The 18,785-nt window shown below is 65.7% G+C and carries 18 protein-coding genes and 1 pseudogene; all 19 read right to left on the bottom strand.

Annotation, left to right across the window (positions count from 1 at the left end; genetic code table 11):
• Position 1: 1 nt before the first annotated feature.
• The 19 genes and pseudogenes from LGQ10_RS15985 to LGQ10_RS15895 all read right to left on the bottom strand — a co-directional run bounded on the left by LGQ10_RS15985 (position 2) and on the right by LGQ10_RS15895 (position 18,665).
• Complete coding sequence (locus LGQ10_RS15985) at positions 2-535, bottom strand: GNAT family N-acetyltransferase (protein ID WP_058434541.1); 534 nt, start codon at positions 533-535, stop codon at positions 2-4.
• A 9-nt stretch (positions 536-544) separates the two neighbouring features.
• Positions 545-847: an urease subunit gamma gene (locus LGQ10_RS15980; protein WP_058434542.1), complete on the bottom strand. Its 303-nt coding sequence runs from the start codon at positions 845-847 to the stop codon at positions 545-547.
• A gap of 43 nt (positions 848-890) precedes the next feature.
• Entirely contained in the window at positions 891-1,730 is an 840-nt protein-coding gene (locus LGQ10_RS15975) for an urease accessory protein UreD (RefSeq protein WP_058434543.1), read from the bottom strand.
• Between the two features lie 30 nt (positions 1,731-1,760).
• On the bottom strand, positions 1,761-2,459 hold the full coding sequence (gene urtE / locus LGQ10_RS15970; RefSeq protein WP_226522527.1) for an urea ABC transporter ATP-binding subunit UrtE: 699 nt from the start codon (positions 2,457-2,459) through the stop codon (positions 1,761-1,763).
• A gap of 139 nt (positions 2,460-2,598) precedes the next feature.
• Positions 2,599-3,459 (bottom strand): urea ABC transporter ATP-binding protein UrtD, encoded by an 861-nt coding sequence (urtD, locus tag LGQ10_RS15965; protein WP_226522526.1) that lies wholly within the window; start codon positions 3,457-3,459, stop codon positions 2,599-2,601.
• Positions 3,456-4,535, bottom strand: a complete 1,080-nt coding sequence (gene urtC, locus LGQ10_RS15960; RefSeq protein ID WP_226522525.1) for an urea ABC transporter permease subunit UrtC — start codon at positions 4,533-4,535, stop codon at positions 3,456-3,458. Before urtC ends, urtD begins: the two co-directional genes overlap by 4 nt.
• Positions 4,535-6,028, bottom strand: a complete 1,494-nt coding sequence (gene urtB / locus LGQ10_RS15955) for an urea ABC transporter permease subunit UrtB (protein WP_226522524.1) — start codon at positions 6,026-6,028, stop codon at positions 4,535-4,537. Before urtB ends, urtC begins: the two co-directional genes overlap by 1 nt.
• 114 nt (positions 6,029-6,142) lie before the next feature.
• Positions 6,143-7,408: an urea ABC transporter substrate-binding protein gene (urtA, locus tag LGQ10_RS15950; protein ID WP_226522523.1), complete on the bottom strand. Its 1,266-nt coding sequence runs from the start codon at positions 7,406-7,408 to the stop codon at positions 6,143-6,145.
• Positions 7,409-7,701: 293 nt separating this feature from the next.
• Positions 7,702-8,712: a FecCD family ABC transporter permease gene (locus tag LGQ10_RS15945; RefSeq protein WP_058438634.1), complete on the bottom strand. Its 1,011-nt coding sequence runs from the start codon at positions 8,710-8,712 to the stop codon at positions 7,702-7,704.
• A complete protein-coding gene (locus LGQ10_RS15940) occupies positions 8,709-9,668 on the bottom strand; it encodes an ABC transporter substrate-binding protein (RefSeq protein WP_226522522.1) in 960 nt (319 codons plus the stop codon). Before LGQ10_RS15940 ends, LGQ10_RS15945 begins: the two co-directional genes overlap by 4 nt.
• A complete protein-coding gene (locus LGQ10_RS15935; protein ID WP_226522521.1) occupies positions 9,665-10,453 on the bottom strand; it encodes an ABC transporter ATP-binding protein in 789 nt (262 codons plus the stop codon). Before LGQ10_RS15935 ends, LGQ10_RS15940 begins: the two co-directional genes overlap by 4 nt.
• A 40-nt stretch (positions 10,454-10,493) precedes the next feature.
• A complete protein-coding gene (locus LGQ10_RS15930; protein WP_226522520.1) occupies positions 10,494-12,632 on the bottom strand; it encodes a TonB-dependent receptor in 2,139 nt (712 codons plus the stop codon).
• 154 nt (positions 12,633-12,786) lie between these two features.
• Entirely contained in the window at positions 12,787-14,169 is a 1,383-nt protein-coding gene (locus tag LGQ10_RS15925) for a PepSY-associated TM helix domain-containing protein (RefSeq protein ID WP_226522519.1), read from the bottom strand.
• 171 nt (positions 14,170-14,340) lie between these two features.
• Complete coding sequence (locus LGQ10_RS15920) at positions 14,341-16,458, bottom strand: TonB-dependent copper receptor (RefSeq protein WP_226522518.1); 2,118 nt, start codon at positions 16,456-16,458, stop codon at positions 14,341-14,343.
• Between the two features lie 88 nt (positions 16,459-16,546).
• Positions 16,547-16,993 (bottom strand): DUF2946 domain-containing protein, encoded by a 447-nt coding sequence (locus LGQ10_RS15915; RefSeq protein WP_226522517.1) that lies wholly within the window; start codon positions 16,991-16,993, stop codon positions 16,547-16,549.
• Between the two features lie 22 nt (positions 16,994-17,015).
• Positions 17,016-17,510, bottom strand: a complete 495-nt coding sequence (locus tag LGQ10_RS15910; protein WP_058435052.1) for a copper chaperone PCu(A)C — start codon at positions 17,508-17,510, stop codon at positions 17,016-17,018.
• A gap of 49 nt (positions 17,511-17,559) precedes the next feature.
• Positions 17,560-17,958 carry a DUF2946 domain-containing protein gene (locus LGQ10_RS15905; protein WP_058435053.1) on the bottom strand — a complete coding sequence of 133 codons (399 nt, stop codon included), beginning with the start codon at positions 17,956-17,958 and terminating at the stop codon, positions 17,560-17,562.
• A gap of 99 nt (positions 17,959-18,057) precedes the next feature.
• Entirely contained in the window at positions 18,058-18,348 is a 291-nt protein-coding gene (locus LGQ10_RS15900; protein ID WP_058435054.1) for an addiction module antidote protein, read from the bottom strand.
• A gap of 3 nt (positions 18,349-18,351) precedes the next feature.
• Positions 18,352-18,665: pseudogene (locus tag LGQ10_RS15895) on the bottom strand (type II toxin-antitoxin system RelE/ParE family toxin).
• Positions 18,666-18,785 lie beyond the last annotated feature (120 nt).

The raw sequence follows: 18,785 nt of genomic DNA, 5'->3' as shown, positions 1-18,785 counted from the left end.
GTCACTCCTTGTGAGGAACCGGTGGCTGGGCCCCGGGGTTGAGGGTCAGTTGCATGAAGGTCAGGTCCAGCCAGCGTCCGAACTTGGTGCCCACCTGCGGCATCTGCCCGGTCGTGATGAACCCCAGGCGTTCATGGAGGCGGATCGAGGCGGTGTTGGCGCTTTCGATGGCGGCCACCAGCACATGCTTGTGGCAGGCGCGGGCGCGTTCGAACAGCACTGCCATCAGTTGCGGGCCCAGGCCGTTGCCGCGCTGGTCGCTGCGTACGTAGACCGAGTGCTCGACCGTGTGGCGAAAGCCATCGAAGGGCCGCCAGTCGCCGAAGGAAGCGTAGCCGAGCACCTGCTCCTTGGCGTCGACAATCACCAGGATCGGATAACCCTGGGCCTGGCGGGCGCTGAACCAGGCCTGGCGGTTGCCCAGGTCCACCGGGCTGTCGTTCCAGATCGCCGTGGTATTGAGCACGGCGTCGTTGTAGATGTCGCGGATCGCCGGCAGGTCGGCATGCAGCGCGTCGCGGATCTGATACGTCATGGCGCGGCCTCAGGCGATGGGTTGGTGGACGGTGACCAGTTTGGTGCCGTCGACGAAGGTGGCTTCTACCTGGATGTCCGGGATCATCTCGGGGATACCGTCCATCACCTGCTCGCGGCTGAGCAACGTGGTGCCGTAGTGCATCAGTTCGGCCACGGTGCGGCCGTCCCGGGCGCCTTCCAGCAGCGCCGCGGAGATATAGGCCATGGCTTCCGGGTAGTTGAGCTTGAGGCCGCGGGCCAGGCGCCGTTCGGCCACCAGGCCGGCGGTGAAGATCAACAGCTTGTCTTTTTCGCGAGGGGTCAGGTCCATGGTGGGCAGTCCGTCGTTGGGCAGTTGGAAAAGAGCGGGCGGTTCATGTGTTCCAGATCCTCGGTGGTACGGCCGGCCGCCCCAGCAGGGCCGGGCGCAGCAGGTGCCACAGGTCGATCAGCCAGGCCCGGGCGTGCAGCGCCTCGCTGGCCAGGCAGCGGGCCAGCAGCAAGCCCGGCAGTTGTGTCAGGTCGCCGCGCACCGGGTGTTGCAGGGCGCGGCAACGCTCCAGCAGGTCATCTTCGGCTTGGCCGGTGATCAGCAACGTGGCGAAGACCGGGTGGCCGTCCAGGCCCACGGGAGACTCCAGCAGGCCGTCGTCGCCCTCGATGCGCTGGCGCTCGTGCCACAGCGGCCGACCATCGCGACGGATGTCCAGGTGGGCCTGCAAGTACCCCTGGGCGAAGCGCTCGCCACTGGCAGGGCGCCCCAGGGCAATGATGTCCCAGTAGCACACTCGGGCATCACCCTGCAGCTCGATGCAGGTGGTCAGCTCGGCCTGGGCGGCACTGAACACGATGGTCTCCTGGGGCAGCCACTCCAGGGTCGCCCCCGGCGCGACCTGCAACTCCAGGCGCTGGCTGGCGGGGCCATTGGCGCGGTACCACTTGGCCGCCCCGGGGCTGGTCAGTTGCGCCCAGGCGCCGGTGTCGACACGGGCGTGGATAGCCAGCCGGTCACCCCCGGCAATGCCGCCGGGCGGGTGGACGATGATGTGCTGGCAGACATCCGGGCCTTCGGCGTACAGGTGCTTCTGCACCCGCAGTGGGCCCTGGTGGCGGCGCAGGACCGGGCGCGTCGCGCCGCCTGCATGGGCATAGGCCAGTTCCAGCTCGGCATGCCAGCTGGGAGTGAACAGGGCGGTGGTGGCAGATGAGTTCATGCTGGGTCGTTATTGTTAGCAGGCTACAGATTAGATCCTAACCAGGCCGTGTACACCGTCGGCCTGCATATTTTCGCCGCGGCCCTGCTGAATGATTTCCCCACGGGACATCACCAGGTACTGGTCGGCCAGCTCGGCGGCAAAATCATAGAATTGCTCCACCAGCAGGATCGCCATGTCGCCCCGGGCTGCCAACTGGCGGATCACCGTGCCGATCTCCTTGATCACCGACGGCTGGATGCCTTCGGTGGGCTCGTCGAGAATCAGCAAGCGCGGGCGGCTGGCCAGGGCCCGGCCAATGGCCAGCTGTTGCTGCTGGCCGCCGGACAGGTCGCCACCGCGGCGTTGCTTCATCTGCTGCAGTACCGGGAACAGCTCGTAGATGAAGGCCGGCACCTCCCGGGCTTCTGCCGCGCCGAAGCGTGAGAGGCCCATCAGCAGGTTCTCCTCCACCGTCAGGCGGGCGAAGATCTCCCGGCCCTGGGGCACATAGGCGATCCCGGCATGGACTCGCTGGTGCGGCTTGTCGCCGGTGATGCCCCGGCCTTCCCAGGTGATCGCGCCCTCTCTGGCTGGCAGCAGGCCCATCAGGCACTTGAGCAACGTGGTCTTGCCCACCCCGTTGCGCCCGAGCAGGCAAGTGACTTCGCCGACCCTGGCCTCGAACGAAAGCCCGCGCAGGATGTGGCTCCCGCCGTAGTACTGGTGCAGCTTGCGTACCTGTAGCATGTCCGATCTCCTTCAATGACCTGTAGCCGCTGCCGCAGCCTGTGACAAGGTCCGCAGGACCTTCATAGGCCTTGCAGAGCGCGTCCTCTTCGAGGCCGATCGCAGCCTGCGGCAGCGGCTACAGTGAGGGGTGGGTGGATCAGCGGCCGAGGTAGACCTCGATCACCCGTGGATTTTCCTGCACCTGCTCCAGGGAGCCCTCGGCCAGCACGCTGCCCTGGTGCAGCACGGTGACGTGGTCGGCAATCGAGCCGACAAAGCCCATGTCGTGCTCCACCACCATCAGCGAATGCTCGCCCGCCAGGCGCTTGAACAGCTCGGCGGTGAACTCGGTCTCGGCATCGGTCATGCCCGCCACCGGTTCATCGAGCAACAGCAGTTGCGGTTCCTGCACCAGCAGCATGCCGATCTCCAGGAACTGCTTCTGGCCGTGGGACAGCAAGCCGGCCGGGCGTTTCGCCGAGGCCGTCAGGCGAATGGTCTCCAGCACGTCGTCGATGCGATCTTTCTGCTCGCCGCAGAGCCTGGCCCGCAGGCTGGCCCACACCGACTTGTCGGTGTGCTGCGCCAGCTCCAGGTTCTCGAACACGCTCAGGGCCTCGAACACCGTGGGCTTCTGGAACTTGCGGCCGATCCCGGCCTGGGCGATCTGCACTTCGCTCATCTGGGTCAGGTCCAGGGTTTCGCCGAACCAGGCCTTGCCCTGAGAGGGTCGGGTCTTGCCGGTGATCACGTCCATCAGGGTGGTCTTGCCGGCGCCGTTGGGGCCGATGATGCAGCGCAACTCGCCAACGCCGATGTACAGGTTCAGGTCGTTGAGGGCCTTGAAGCCATCGAAGCTGACGTTGATGTCCTCCAGGGTCAGGATGGTGCCGTGGCGGGTGTTGAGGCCCTTGCCCGCAGCCTGGCCGAGGCCGATGGCATCGCGGCTGGTGCCGGCGTCCTTGTTGGTGTCGAGAATGGGTTCGAGCATGAAGGCCGCCGTCGCTGTGACTCTCATTGTTCACCTCGTTTGTTCAGCAGGCCGATCACGCCCTTGGGCAGGTACAGGGTCACCCCGATGAACAGCGCACCGAGAAAGAACAGCCAGTATTCGGGGAAGGCCACGGTGAACCAGCTCTTCATGCCGTTGACCACGCCGGCCCCCAGCAGCGGGCCGATCAGCGTGCCGCGCCCGCCCAGGGCCACCCACACCGCGGCTTCGATGGAGTTGGTCGGGGACATTTCGCTGGGGTTGATGATGCCCACCTGGGGCACGTACAGGGCCCCGGCCAGGCCGCACAGCACGGCGCTCAGGACCCAGACGAAGAGCTTGAAGCCTCGTGGGTCGTAGCCGCAGAACATCAGGCGATTCTCGGCGTCGCGCAGCGCCGTCAGGACCCGGCCGAACTTGCTTTGGGCCAGGCGCCAGCCCAGGTACAGGCTGGCCACCAGCAATAGCACCGTGGCCAGGAACAGCACGGCCCGGGTGCCGGGCTCGGTGATGCCGAAACCCAGGATGCTGCGAAAGCTGGTGAAGCCGTTGTTGCCGCCAAAACCGGTCTCGTTGCGAAAGAACAGCAACATCGCGGCGAAGGTCAGGGCCTGGGTCATGATCGAGAAGTACACGCCCTTGATCCGCGAGCGGAAGGCGAAGAAACCGAACAACAGGGCCAGCAGCCCGGGGGCCAGTACCACCAGGCACAAGGCCCAGAGGAAATGGTCGGTGCCGGCCCAGTACCAGGGCAGCTCGTTCCACGACAGGAACGTCATGAAGGCCGGCAGGCCGTCCCCGGCGGCCTGGCGCATCAGGTACATGCCCATGGCGTAGCCGCCCAGGGCGAAGAACAGGCCGTGGCCCAGGGACAGCAGCCCGGCATAACCCCAGACCAGGTCCAGGGCCAGGGCGACGATGGCGTAGCAGAGGATCTTGCCCACCAGGGTCAGGGTGTAGGCCGAGACCTGCAGCGGGTTGTCCGCCGGTAGCAGCGAGAGCAGCGCCAGGGCGATCAACAGCGCAAGCACCGTTGCGCCGAGGGCAATCGTGACTTTCGGGCCGGCCTTTTGGGTGGCCGTGACCAAGAGAGGCTGGTTCATCAGTCGATCACCCGTCCTTTCAATGCGAAGAGCCCTTGGGGGCGCTTCTGGATAAACAGAATGATCAGCGCCAGGATCAGGATCTTGCCCAGCACGGCGCCGATCGCAGGCTCGAGAATCTTGTTCGCGACCCCCAGGCCGAAGGCCGCCATGATGCTGCCCGCCAGTTGCCCGACACCGCCTGCCACCACCACCAGAAACGAATCGATGATGTAGCCCTGGCCCAGTTCCGGGCCGACGTTGCCGATCTGGCTGAGGGCCACGCCGCCCAGGCCGGCGATGCCCGACCCCAGGCCGAAGGCGAGCATGTCCACCCGGCCAGTGGGCACCCCGCAACAAGCGGCCATGCTGCGGTTCTGGGTCACCGCACGCACGTTCAGCCCCAGGCGCGTCCTGTTCAGCAGCAGCCAGGTCAGCAGCACCACCGCCAGGGCGAAGGCGATGATCACCAGGCGGTTGTAGGGCAGCACCAGGTTGGGCAGCACCTGGATGCCGCCGGAGAGCCAGGACGGGTTCGCCACCTCGACGTTCTGGGCGCCGAACAGCAGGCGCACCGTCTGGATCAGGATCAGGCTGATGCCCCAGGTGGCCAGCAGGGTTTCCAGCGGGCGCCCATAAAGATGGCGGATGATGCTGCGTTCCAGGGCCATGCCGATCCCGGCCGTGACCAGGAATGCCACTGGCAGGGCCAGCAACGGGTAGTACTCGATGGCCTGGGGCAGGTAGCGCTGGAACAGCAACTGCACCCCGTAGGTGGCGTAGGCACCGAGCATCAGCATCTCGCCATGGGCCATGTTGATCACCCCCAGGAGGCCGAAGGTGATGGCCAGCCCCAGGGCCGCCAGCAGGAGGATCGAGCCCAGCGACAGGCCGCTGAAGGCCTGGCCCAGCACTTCGCCCACCAGCAGCTTGCGCTTGACCTGGGCCAGGCTGGTTTCGGCAGCGGTGTGTACCCCGGCATCGGCTTCGACGCCGGGTTCCAGCAGGGCTTCAAGGCGGGTGCGGGCCAGCGGCTCACCGGTTTCGCCCAGCAGGCGCACGGCAGCCAGGCGCACGGCCGGTGTGCTGTCCGCCAGTTGCAGGTTGGCCAGGGCCAGGCTCAAGGCGTCGTGGACACCGGGGTCTTGCTCGGCGGCCAGTCGGGCATCGAGGAATTTCAATTGCGCCGGCTTGGCGCTTTTCTGCAATTGCCGGGCGGCGGCCAGGCGCGTGCCCGGATCAGCCGCCAACAGCTGATGATTGGCCAGGGCGACATCGACCAGGCCGCGCAGGCGGTTGTTCAGACGCAGAGGCTTGGTACCGCCATCACCCAGGCGGCCCTGCTGCAGGTTCAGCAGCACTTCCAGGCGTGCTGGATCAGGCTGTGCGGCCCAGCTTTCCAGGAGCTTGGCCTGTTGCGTGGGATTGGCGGCGATGAAGTCTTCGGCGTCGCCGGCATGGGCGGCGATCGGTAGTGACAGCAAGCAGACCAGGAACAGGCGATACAGTGACATGGTCACGTCCTTGAATACGACAGAGAACCTTGTAGGAGCGAAGCTTGCTCGCGACCGCGTTGGATCAGGTGCATCCCCATCGCGGGCAAGCCTCGCTCCTACATGACGTCCTGCTCAGTTGCTCTTGACCGCGTAGTCCGGCTTCTTGTCGTTGCCCGGGATGAAGGGGCTCCAGGGCTGGGCGCGGACCGGTCCTTCGGTCTGCCAGACCACGTTGAACTGACCGTCGGGCTGGATCTCGCCGATCATTACCGGCTTGTGCAGGTGGTGGTTGGTCTTGTCCATGGTCAGGGTGTAGCCCGAAGGGGCGGCGAAGGTCTGCCCGGCCAGGGCCTCGCGGACCTTGTCGACGTCGGTGGACTGGGCCTTCTCAACCGCCTGGGCCCACAGGTGGATGCCCACGTAGGTGGCTTCCATCGGGTCGTTGGTCACTGCCTTGTCGGCGCCCGGCAGGCCCTTGGCCTTGGCGTAGGCTTTCCAGTCGGCGACGAACTTCTGGTTCACCGGGTTCTCCACCGATTCGAAGTAGTTCCACGCCGCCAGGTTGCCCACCAGCGGCTTGGTGTCGATGCCGCGCAGTTCTTCCTCGCCCACCGAGAACGCCACCACCGGCACCTCGGTCGCCTTGAGGCCCTGGTTGGCCAGCTCCTTGTAGAAGGGCACGTTGGAGTCGCCGTTGACCGTGGAGATCACGGCGGTCCTGCCGCCGGCGGCGAACTTCTTGATGCTGGCGACAATGGTCTGGTAGTCGCTGTGGCCGAACGGGGTATAGACCTCTTCGATATCCTTGTCGGCCACGCCTTTGGCGTGCAGGAACGAACGCAGGATCTTGTTGGTGGTGCGCGGGTAGACGTAGTCGGTGCCCAGGAGGAAGAAGCGCTTGGCGCTGCCGCCGTCCTCGCTCATCAGGTATTCCACCGCCGGGATCGCCTGCTGGTTCGGTGCGGCGCCGGTGTAGAAGACGTTGGGCGACATTTCCTCGCCTTCGTATTGCACCGGGTAGAACAGCAGGCCATTGAGCTCCTCGAACACCGGCAGCACCGACTTGCGCGACACTGAAGTCCAGCAGCCGAACACCACCGCCACCTTGTCCTGGGTCAGCAACTGGCGGCCCTTCTCGGCGAACAGCGGCCAGTTGGAGGCGGGGTCCACCACCACCGCTTCCAGTTGCTTGCCGTTGACCCCGCCCTTGGCATTGATCTGGTCGATGGTCATCAGCGCCATGTCCTTGAGCGAGGTCTCGGAGATCGCCATGGTGCCCGACAGCGAATGCAGAATCCCCACCTTGATGGTCTCGGCGGCCTGGGCGGTCCAGGTCATGCCCATCGCGGCCAGAGAGGCCGAAAGGGTGAAAGCCTTGAGCAAGCTACGACGCTTCATTGTGCGATCTCCAGGAGCTCTTGATTTTTTAAGAGGCAGATGCGAACGAGTGAAGGGTGTTTTGCAAGGGGTGTGCCGGGTTGGCCAAGGGCCGCGAAACCCGCGATACGAGGAGGGAAGAGCGGTGGCGGGCGCACCATCGCGGGGCCGTGGGGAGTCTTTGGTGCGGGCGAATGCGCTTGGTTGGTGCTGCTGGCGGCCGTGTGCGGTAAGTGTAGGAGCGAGGCTTGCCCGCGATGGCGGCGCATCAGGTACACCGCTATCGCGGGCAAGCCTCGCTCCTACAACTGCACTCAGCGCCGGCGCATCAGGCCGATGAAGAACAGCCCGCCGATGGCCGCGGTGGCCACGCCGATGGGCAGGTCCTCGGGGGCGATCAGGGTCCGTGCGGCCACATCCACCCACACCAGGAACAGGCTACCCAGCAGCACGCACACCGGCAGCAGCCGACGGTGTTCGGCGCCCACCAGGCGCCGGGCGATGTGCGGCACCATCAGCCCGACGAAACCGATGGAGCCGCTGATGGACACCAGCACCCCGGTCATCAGCGAGGCGATCAGGAACACCTTCAGGCGCACGTTGCGCGCGTTCAGGCCGAGGGTCACGGCAGTCTGTTCGCCGGCCATCAGGGCGTTCAGCGGGCGGGCCATGCCCAGCAGCAGCAACAACCCGAGCAGCACGCTGGCCGCGGGAAGCGCCAGCAGCTCCCAGCGCGCCAGGCCCAGGCCGCCGAGCATCCAGAACATCACCGCCGAACTGGCCCGGTGGTCTCCCATGAACAGCAGCAGGTTGGCCACCGCCATCATCACGAACGACACCGCCACCCCGCACAGCAGCAAGCGATCGCTGTCCAGTCGACCGCTGCGGGCGGCGATGCCCAGCACCAGGATCATGCTCGCCACGGCGCCAATGAAGGCGGCCAGGGGCAAGGTCAGCAGGCCGATGACTTGCCCCACGTGCAGGACCACGATCACCGCGCCCAGGGTGGCGCCGGAGGTGACGCCCAGCAGGTGCGGGTCGGCCAGCGGGTTGCGGGTCACCGCTTGCAGCACCGCGCCGATCAGCGCCAGCCCGGCGCCTACCAGGGCGCCCAGGAGCATGCGCGGCACGCGGATCAACCAGACGATATGTTCCTGGCCGGGGCTCCAGTCCACCGCGCCCAGGCCCAGGGTCTTGTGCAGCAGGATGCGACCCACCACGTCCACCGGCACCCGCGCCGGGCCGAAGCCCAGGGACAGCACGCAGGAAACCAGGAGCAGGGCACCGAGGATCAGCAGCAGCCAGTTGTAGCGATGCTTGCTCATTCGCCGTGGAAACCCTTGGCCAGGGTTTCCACCGCCAGCACGTTGTCGATGCTCGGTGTGGCCTGCACGTAGGGGATGACGATGAAGCGCTGGTTCTTGATCGCGTCGACCCCTTGCAGCGCCGGGTTATCCAGCAGGAACTGCTGCTTCTGCTCGGCGGTGACTTCGCTGTAGTCGACGATGACGATTACTTGCGGGTTGCGCTCGACCACGGTCTCCCAGTTGATGCGGGTCCAGCTGGCCTCGACGTCTTCGAGGATGTTGCGCCCGCCGGCGGCATCGATCAGCGCCTGGGGCATGCCGAGGCGGCCCGAGGTCATGGCCCGGTCTTCGCCGCTGTCGTAGAGGAACACCCGGGGTTTTTCCGTGGGCAGGTCCTGTTGCACCTGGGCCACCTGCTCCTGCATCTGGGCGATCAGGGCATTGGCGCGGTCCTGCACGTCGAAGATCCGGCCCAGGTTGCGCAGGTCGTTGTAGGTGTCGTCGAGACTGGCGGCCGGGCGTTTCATCACGAAGGCGCAGGATTCGGTCAGCTCGTAGACGTTGATGCCCAGGGGCGCCAGGGTCTGCGGCGTGAGGTCGCCGCCGACGCGCATGCCGTAGTCCCAGCCGGCGAACAGGAAGTCGACGTTGGCATTGAGCAGGGTCTCCACCGACGGGTACTTGGCCGCCAGCTCCGGCAGGCCGTCCAGCAGGGCGCTCATCTGCGGGGTCACGGCCTTCCAGCCGCTGATCCCGCTATAGCCCACCATGTGCGATTTGAGCCCCAGGGCGAGCATCATCTGGGTCATGTTGATGTCATGGCTGAGGGCGTGTTTCGGTGCTTGCTTGAAGGTCACTTCGCGGTTGCAGCTGGTGATCGTCAATGGATAGCGGGTGGCCTCGGCGAAGGCCTGGGCGGCCCCCAGTGACAGGGCCAGGAGCAGGCTGGAGCGAAGCAGGGAGCGCAAGGTCATGGTTGGGTGATCCAGGTGATTCGTGGGTAGCCGGACAGGGGATGGGCATCGATCAGGGCTTCGACGCCGAAGACCTTGCGCAGCAGTTCGGCGGTGAGCACCTCGCCAGGGGTGCCGCTGGCGACGATGCGTCCGTGGTCGAGGACGTACAGGCGATCGCAGAAGGCCGCGGCCAGGTTCAGGTCATGGATGCTGGCCAGGGTGCCGATGCCCAGGCGCTTGACCCGTTGCAGCAGCTCCAGCTGGTAGCGCGGGTCGAGGTGGTTGGTCGGTTCGTCGAGAATCAGCAATTGCGGTTGCTGGGCCAGGGCCCGGGCCAGGATCACCCGCTGTTTTTCCCCGCCTGACAGGGTGGCGAAGGCGTGGTCCTCGAAACCCAGCAGGCCCACGGATTCCAGGGCGTCACGGGCGATGGCGCGGTCTTGCTCGGTGTCGCCGTCGAACAGGCCCTTGTGCGGGGTGCGGCCCATGGCGACCACTTGCTCCACCGTCAGGCCGAAGGCGTCGGGAAACTCCTGGAGCACCACGGCGATGCGTTGCGCGCACCAGCGTGGCGACTGTTTCCACACGTTGTGATGGGCCAGTTGCACCTTGCCCTGTTGCGGCTTGCTGAAGCGATAGGCGCAGCGCAGCAGGCTGGTCTTGCCACTGCCGTTGGGCCCGATCAGGCCGACGAACTCGCCGGCCGCCACCTGCAGGCTGGCCTCACGCAGTTGGAACTGGTGGTGGCAGTGGCCCTGGCCCAGAGGCGTCCAGGCCAGGTTGGTGAGGTTCAGCGAGGTCATGCCGTATCCGTGTGGTCCCCGCGCGGTGGCAGCGGTGAGGTTAAAAGGTGTAGTCGGCGGTGACGAAGAACGAGCGCGGCTGGCCGAGTATCCATTGCTGGCCGTCATTGTATTGGCTTTGGGCGTACTGGCGGTCAAACAGGTTGTTCAATTGCAGGCCCAGGGTGGTGTTGGGCAGGGCTTTCCACGACACATTCGCATCCACCACGGTGTAGCTGGGCAGCTGGTTCTGGTTGGCCATGTCGGCGTAGCGCGCATCGACATAGCGCACTCCGGCACCGGCCCGCAGGTCATCGTTGATGGCCTTGCTCAGCCACAGGTTGGCGGTGCGGCGCGGTACGTCCACCGGGCGCTTGCCATCGCGGGAGACCTGCACGCCGTCGACGTCCTGCTGGAAGTCGTCGTACTGGGCGCGAACGATGGCGGCGTTGGCCTGCAACTGCCAGGCGCGGGGCAGTTGCAGGTCCAGGCTGGCCTCCAGGCCATTGGAGGATTGCTGGCCTACTTGATCCTTGCGGGGCGCAACCCCGGCAACTTGAGGCACATCTATCAGCAGCTTCTTCTTGACGATGTGGTAGGCCGCCAGGGTCCATTCGCCCCGCTGGTCCCAGAACGCCTGCTTGAGACCGACCTCGGTCTGCTTGGCAGTGGAAAGGTCGAACTGCTGCTGATCCGGACTCAGGGAAATCAATCCGCCGACACCATCGGTGCTGGTGGAGTACTGGCCGTACAGGGAGGTGTCCGGAGTGACGGCGAACACCAGGCCGGCCTTCCAGTTGTTGCCGGTCAGTGTCTTGTCGCTCCGGCTGCCATCCTTCAAATCATCGCGATCGATATGCGCATAGTCGCGGCGCACACCGGTCACCAGGGACCAGCGCTCGCTGAGTTGCAGGCGGTTTTCAGCGAAGGCCGACATTTGCCTGGTGGTGGTCTTGAACTGGTCGCGGTAGGGGCTGTTGCTGATGAACTCGCCCTTGGCCGGGTGGTACAGGTCGATGGGGTCACCATGGGTGGTGACGTCATTGAAGGGCGAGTTGCTCTTCATGTGAAAGCGAATGCGGTTGTAGTCCATCCCGACCAGGGTCTGGCTGTCGAGGCCGAACAGCGTGTGCTTGAAGGTGAAGGTCTGGCGGTCGCCCACCTGTTCCTGCTGGTGGCCGATACCGAAGTAGCCGCTGCGGCTCAGTTGCCGGTCCACCGTGTTCCAGTTGTAGTTCTCGGCGTTCTGCCAGCGGCGCTGGGCCTTGAGGTAGTACAGCTCGTTGCTGGCACTGACGTTGTCGGAAATCTGCCACTCGCTGGTCAGGCGGGTCCACTGGTCGTTGTAGTGCTGCTTGTCGTTGCTGACGTTGTAGTTCTTGTCCCGCAGGCGCTTGTGAAAACGCCCGTCGATCAGCGGCGTGCCGAAGTCGTTCATCGGGTTCTGGTCGCCGTAGTCGTGGGCCAGGGTAAAGGCCAGGTCGTCACGGGCCTGCCAGCGCAGCGCGGCGCTGACGAAGTCGCCGGAGGAATCGCCACGGTCGATCCAGCCGTTGCTGCGCTCGCGGTTGAGGTTGAGCCGGTAGCTCAGGGTGTCGCTCAGCGAACCGCCACTGTCCAGGGCCTGCTGCTGGCGATCGAAGGAGCCGTAGCCCAGGCGCAGGTGGTTTTCGATCTCGCCGCTGAAGGGCTTCTTGGGGATGGTGTTGATCACCGCGCCAGTGGCGCCTTCGCCGTACAGCACCGAGGCCGGGCCGCGCAGCACATCGACGCGTTCCACGGCCCAGGTATCCACCGGGAAGGTCACGGTGCCCATGCCTGTGTACATGCGGTTGCCGCCGTAGAGCTGCATCACCGAACTCTGCCCGGTGAAGCCCCGTGCCGACAACGAGGTACCGCCGTCGCCCGGGGTGCCGGTGCGGCTGATCCCGGCGCTGCGCGATACAGCGTCCTGGATGCTGCGATCGCCCCGGGCGCGGATGCGCTCGCCGCTCAGGCTGTCGGTGCTGGCCGGCGTTTCCAGGGCGCTCAGGCCCAGGCGCGAACCGGCGCTGGTGGCGGTCTTCAGGCTGACACTGTCGTCGGCCTCGCTGGCCGGTGCAGAGATGGTGCCGGTAGGCAGGGTCAGGGTGGACTCGTCGGCCTGGGACAGGGGCGGCAGGGCGAGCAGGCAGAGACTGGACAGCAGGTACTTGTTCATCGGGGCGGTGAATCGCTTCTTCGAGAGGGTTGCCCGCAGTGGGGGAGCTGCGGGCAAGGAGCTTACACTAAGTGTTATAAAGTAACACTATGGCTGTGCGCGGCTGAAGCGCGGGGAGTGTACAGAGCTCTCTGCAATGCGCATCTCGGCTGATTCATGTTGAAGATGAGGCAGATTCAGGATCGCGGTTCCAGCGCGAGAGCAGCAAGCGGTCCAGTAGCCACACCACGACCAGCGATGCCCCCACCAGTGGAAAGGCCACGGCCAGCAGGCCGATGACCAGCATCGCGGTTTTCCAGCGCGGCAGGTCGTGGCGCAGCGGTGGGACCCCGAGGCGGCCCGCAGGGCGGCGCTGCCACCACATGACGATGCCGCTCACCGCACCGAGCAGGATCATCAGGCACACCACCAGCACCAGGATCTGGTTGACGCGGCCGAACATCTTGCCCTCATGCAGCATCACCCCCACCTCGGTGGCCCGTGCCACTGTGCTGTAGTGCTGCCAGCGCACATCGGCCAGGACCTTGCCGGTGTACTGGTCGACATGCAGGGTGGCGTCGTTGCGTGGGTCGTCGGCGAACAGGGCGATGGTGAACACCCCCGTGGCGCTGCTGGGCAGGGTGATGCTGTAGCCGGGCTCGACCTGGCGCTGGCGGGCGAGGTCCTGGACCTGTTGCAGGCTGATGGCCGGAGCCGCTGGAGCGGCTGCGGCCATGGCGTGGCCCATGTGCTCGGCATGGTCGCCGGACATCGGCATTGGAGTGTTCTCCAGGGCCCAGGGCACGGTCTGGCGGGTGGCGCTGTTGAGCTCGCCGGCCTGCTGGTCGGAGGTCGGTACGTCGTTCCACATGGCCACCGGGAAGCGGTTCCACAGGTCGGCGTACTGCCTGCCCCAGAAGCCGGTCCAGCTCATGCCGCTGAGCAGCATCAACAGCAGCAAGGCTGAGCCCCAGAACCCCAGCACACCGTGCAGGTCGCGCCAGAACAAACGGCCCCGGGCGTTCAGGCGTGGCCATAGCACGCCTGCCGAAGACTTGCCCCGTGGCCACCACAGGTACAGGCCCGAGACCACCAGGATGATGCCCCAACTGGCCGCCAGCTCCACCAGCCGGTCGCCGACGGTGCCGATCATCAGTTCGCCGTGGATGGCCCGGGCCACGGCCTGCAAGTTGCGCTTGGCATCCTGTTCGCCGAGCACGTCGCCGTGGTAGGGATCGATGAACACATTGAGTTCCAGGCCTTTGTGCTGCACCACGAACTGGGCGCTGCGCCCGGCATCGACAGGTGGCAGGTACTGCTTGATGTGGCCCTGGGGATAGGCCGCCTGGACCCGTTGCAGCAACTGGTCGGCCGTCAGGCTGTGATGCCCGGCAGGCACCGTGAGCAAGCTGGGGTACATCAGTGGATCGAGTTGCGGTTTGAACAGGTAGACGATGCCGGTCAACGCCAGCATCACCATGAAAGGGGCGACGAACAGCCCGGCGTAGAAATGCCAGCGCCAGGCCAGGTTGTAGAAAGACACTTTGGGTCGATTCATCGGGAAGCGCTCCGCAAGGCTGTGGATCTGTTGTTATGGGTAGCTCCTGCAACCACTGCCGAAGGCCCAGCGGGCCTTGTCGCAATCTCGCCCGCTCGGCGGCGGTCACAGGTGCCTGGTGTAGCCGCTGCCGCAGGCTGCGTAGGGGCGCGCAGCGGCCGCAACGGTGCGTCAGAAGCTCAGGTCGACCTTGGTCCAGAAGGTGCGGCCGGGTTCCTTGATGGCTTGTGGATCATTGGCCGGGTAGCCGAAGCCGGCGTTGCCCGCCAGGTTCAGGTGCTCGGCGTAGGCCTTGCCGAACAGGTTGTCGACCCCGGTGCTGAGCTTGAGGTTCTTGTTGATGCGGTAGGCGCCGTTGAGGGAGAACACGCCGAAGCCGCCGCTCTTGCCGAAGTCCTTGCCGACCACGTTGCCCTGGTTCAGGTCGACGCGGTTCTGCGCTGCCACCACCCGCCACAATGCGCCGGCACTCCAGTCGTCCTGGCTGTAGGTCAGGCCGAAGCGCGCGTCCAGTGGCGGCATCTGCGGCAGGGCCTTGCCGTCGCTGCTGTTCTTGCCCCAGGCGTAGGCCAGGGTCGCGTCAGCCTTCCAGTTGGAGGTCAGCTTGTAGGCCGCACCCAGTTCGCCACCCATGATCCGGGCGTCGATGTTCTGTGCCTGGGAGTTGCCGCTGCGGTAGTCGAACAGAATGTAGTCACGCACCTGGCCGATGTAGCCCGAGGCCCAGGCTTCCAGGTCCGCGCCCTGGTACTGCAGGCCGAAGTCGAGCTGGGTGGTCTTTTCCGGCTTGATCGAATCGAAGGCGTTCAGCGAGCCGGCAGGGCCCATCTTCGGCGAGAACAGCTCCCAGTAGTCGGGGAAGCGCTGGGCATGGCCCAGGCCTGCATAGAGGGTGGTCGGGCTGTCTGCCAGGTCATGCTCGTAACGCACGAAGCCGCTGGGCAGGGTGTCGGCGCGGGTGTCGCCGGCAGTGGGGTTGGGGCGGCTCATCATTCCCGCCTTGATGCCCTGGCGATAGTCCTTGGCCGAGGCTCGATCAAGGCGGGCGCCGGTGATCAACCGGTCGCGTTCGGCGGCGTACCAGGTCAGCTCGCCGAAGGCCCCGTAGTTGTGGAAGTCGGCGTCCTTGGTCCAGGGCTGGCCCTTGTGCGCATCGACGCCCATGCCGCCGCGCTGGCGGTGTTCGTTGGTCTGGGCGTCGATGCCGCTGATCAGCTGCACATCGGCCCAGCGCCAGGTGGCCTTGATCCGTGCGCCCAGGGTGCGGCGGTCGACGTTGCTGACCATGGGCATGCCCATCATGCCGCTGCCCGAGGGCGTGCGCAGGCTGTAGTTGTCCATCACGTGGTCGGCGTAGTTGTAGTAGACCTGGGCCTCGATCTTGTCCAGGACATCGCCGATGTTGGATTTCTCGAAACGCAGGCCCAGGCTCTCGCGCTTGAACTGCGAGCCGTCCATGCCGCGACCGGCATAACGGGCCTCGCCATCACCCTTGCCGGCAGTCAGCTCCAGCAGGGTGTCGGCATCCGGGGTCCAGCCCAGGGCAATGTCGCCGTTCCACTTGTCGTAGCGCGAGGCCACGGTGTCGTTGTTGCCATCGCGGTAGTCATCGGAATGAGCGGTGTTGCCGATCACTCGCACATAGCCCAGCGGACCGCCGGCGGCCGCGTCCAGGGTCTTGTCGAAGCGGCCGTTGGAGCCGGCCAGCAGGCTGGCGTTGACCCGGGTGCCGAGTTCGCCGAAGTGCTCGGGCTCACGGTCGAAAAGCACGGTGCCGGCCGAGGCGCCAGGGCCCCAGAGCACGGTTTGCGGGCCCTTGATTACCGTCAGGCGGTCGTAGGTTTCCGGGGAGATGTAGGAGGTCGGGGCGTCCATGCGGCCGGGGCAGGCGCCGAGCATCATGCTGCCGTTGGTGAGGATGTTCAGGCGCGAGCCGAACATGCCGCGCAGCACCGGGTCGCCGTTGGTGCCGCCGTTGCGCACCAGGGCGAAGCCGGGAATGGTCTTGAGGTAGTCGCCGCCATCGCTGGCCGGCACCGGCTGGCGCGGGTCCTTGGGGTTGGTGACCACGGTCAGGGGCGAACTGGGAGCGACGGCGGTGATCACCGTGGGGCTCAGCTCGGTGCTGTGGTGGGCGTGCTCGGCCGAAGCCTCGTCGGCTATGGCCAGGGGCGTCAGCAGGGCACCACAGAGCACCGCCAGGGCACGGTTGAAGTGCTGGCGCGACGGGTTCAGGGCAAAGGGTCTGGTTGGCTGGGCAACGCCCAGGCGAGAGTCAGCAGAAAACATAGATGTTCCATCGATCGGTCTTGAATGACACGGCCACGAACGCACGCCTGTCGTGCTGACAGCCGGCCGTGTGAAATGAGTGGGTGACTCAGGCGAGGATCGGTGGGGCGCGGCTGAGCGCGCCGGGGAACACGGTCTGCCGGGCGTGGCCCTGGCGCGTGGCGGGGATCAGGAAATGCTGGGCCAGCGGTGCATCGAGGTGGGCGAACGATAGCCCCGAGGTCAACGCCGGGCAATTGAACAGCAGGCTGCAATAACCGCATTTTTCCCAGAGCACATGTTGCTCGCCCTGGGGTTTGGCGGGGTGCGAAGCGTGTGGGTTATCGCCGTGGCAGCCGGACACGCCGCTGCCCATGTCCATGGAAACGGACATGTTCATCGGCATCGCGTGATCCATCGGCATCGACTGGGATATCAGCGGACCGATAAAGATCATCAGCATGGCGAACAGGCTGATCCAGCTGCCGCGCCGGACTCCATTGGAGTTGCGGCGTGGCGCGGACCGCCTGCGGCCAGGCGCGAGCGGGGCGTTCACGGGCAGGGCTGCCAGTCAGTGCTTAATGGGCGTGCTGGTGCTCTTGCGCGGCGCCCGGAGCCTGCTTCTGCACGGCCACTTCGACGGTGACGTCGCCGGCCTTCTCGAAGTGCAGGGTCAGCGGGAAGCGCTTGCCGTCGACGAGCAGGCTGCGGTCCTTCAGCTCCATGAGCATCACGTGATAGTTCATGGGCGCGAAGGTCACCTGCCCACCGGCAGGCACGGCCACCTTGGCCACTTGCTGCATCTTCATCAGGTCGCCCTGCATCACATGCTCATGCAGCTCCGCGCGGCCGGCGATCGGCGTATCGACGCTGAGCAGGGTATCGGCATTCTTGCCCGGGTTGTCCAGCACGAAGTAGGCGGCGACGGTCGGTGCGTTCGGCGGCAGTTCCTGTGACCAGGGGTGAGCGATCTGCAACTCGCCGACCTTGTATTCGTGGGCGGTGGCGAAGCTGGCAGGCAGCAGCAGGGCGGCCAGCAGCAGGGCGTGCTTGACCAGGGAAGAGTTGAGCATGGCGGTTCTCCAGAACGATTCAAAAACGCAGGTCACTTGCGAAAGGGAATCATGCCAGAGGTGGTGCACCGGGGTTCAGGCTGGGCCATTGCTGGCGCGGGGTGAGGGGTTCGAACTGGGGGTGCGGGGCGCCCGGCTGGGCAATGAAGCGGGTGAAATTCAGTTGCGGTACATGACCGGGCAAGGCCACCAGGGGCGCCGAGCCGGAGCAGCACCAGCAGTGCTGCATGTTCGAGTGATCGTCGTTCTGCGGGGCTTTCTGTTCGAGCTTGCCCAGGGAGATGGCGACCATCTTGGTGCCGCTGGAGGAACAGAAACTGCCCCACAGCAATTGTTCGTCCAGCCCCTGTTCGCTGTTCTGCATGGCCCCGGAAAGCGGCATGGCAAGCATGTTGAACAGCACTGCGAAGCAGGCGATCCAGGCAAATGCGAGCCGTTGTCGGGACATGGGGACGATCCGTCGGTTGAGCGATCAGGCGGGTATTTAGCCTGATCGCTGTGGATAAGTAAAAAAACACCGTGTGCGGTGTGGTGTCGCAGTACTGGCTCAGGCCGGGCTGACGTGGAGCTTGAGCCCCAGGGCCTTCATCACCTTGATGATAGTCGCGAACTCGGGATTGCCCTGGCTGCCCAGCGCCTTGTACAGGCTTTCGCGGCCCAGGCCGGTGTCCCGGGCTACCTGGGTCATGCCACGGGCGCGGGCGATGTCGTTGAGGGCGGCGCGGATCAGCACGCCGTCGCCGGCATCTTCCTCGAAGCAGGCATCGAGGTAGGCCACCATGTCTTGCGGGGTCTTGAGGTAGTCGGCCGCATCGAAGCGGGTCACTGGGGTGCGCATGTTTCAGTCCTCGCTCTTGAGGTCGTGAGCCAGTTGCCGCGCTCGTTGGATGTCGCGACTCTGGGTGCTCTTGTCGCCACCGATCAACAACAGGTAGATCCGTTCGCCTCGCCGTGAAAAGTACACCCGGTAGCCGGGCCCACGCCGGGCCCACGGGGGATACGCATCTCATGGACTCCACCTCCTGCCGGTGCACAGTCGTCGAACCGCCCTAGTTGCGCTGCCCTGATCCGGGCCAGTACGCGGGTCTTCCCCTGAGGGTCCTTGAGGCGGGTGAGCCAGTGGCTGAACTCCTGGGTTTGCTCGAAGACGAACATGGCGACTGTATTCCTTGGGATACGCCCCTGGGCAACTCATTTGCCAGATGAAAGGCAACGCTGCGACGACCGGGCGTGCAGCCGGTCGTTGCAGGGCGCCCACGTAAGTTAAGGCGGGCG

It is taken from the genome of Pseudomonas sp. L5B5 (genome assembly GCF_020520285.1).
Lineage (GTDB): Bacteria > Pseudomonadota > Gammaproteobacteria > Pseudomonadales > Pseudomonadaceae > Aquipseudomonas.
The sequence above is the reverse complement of the archived record's forward strand: the minus strand, read 5'-3'. Positions and strand labels throughout refer to the sequence as shown.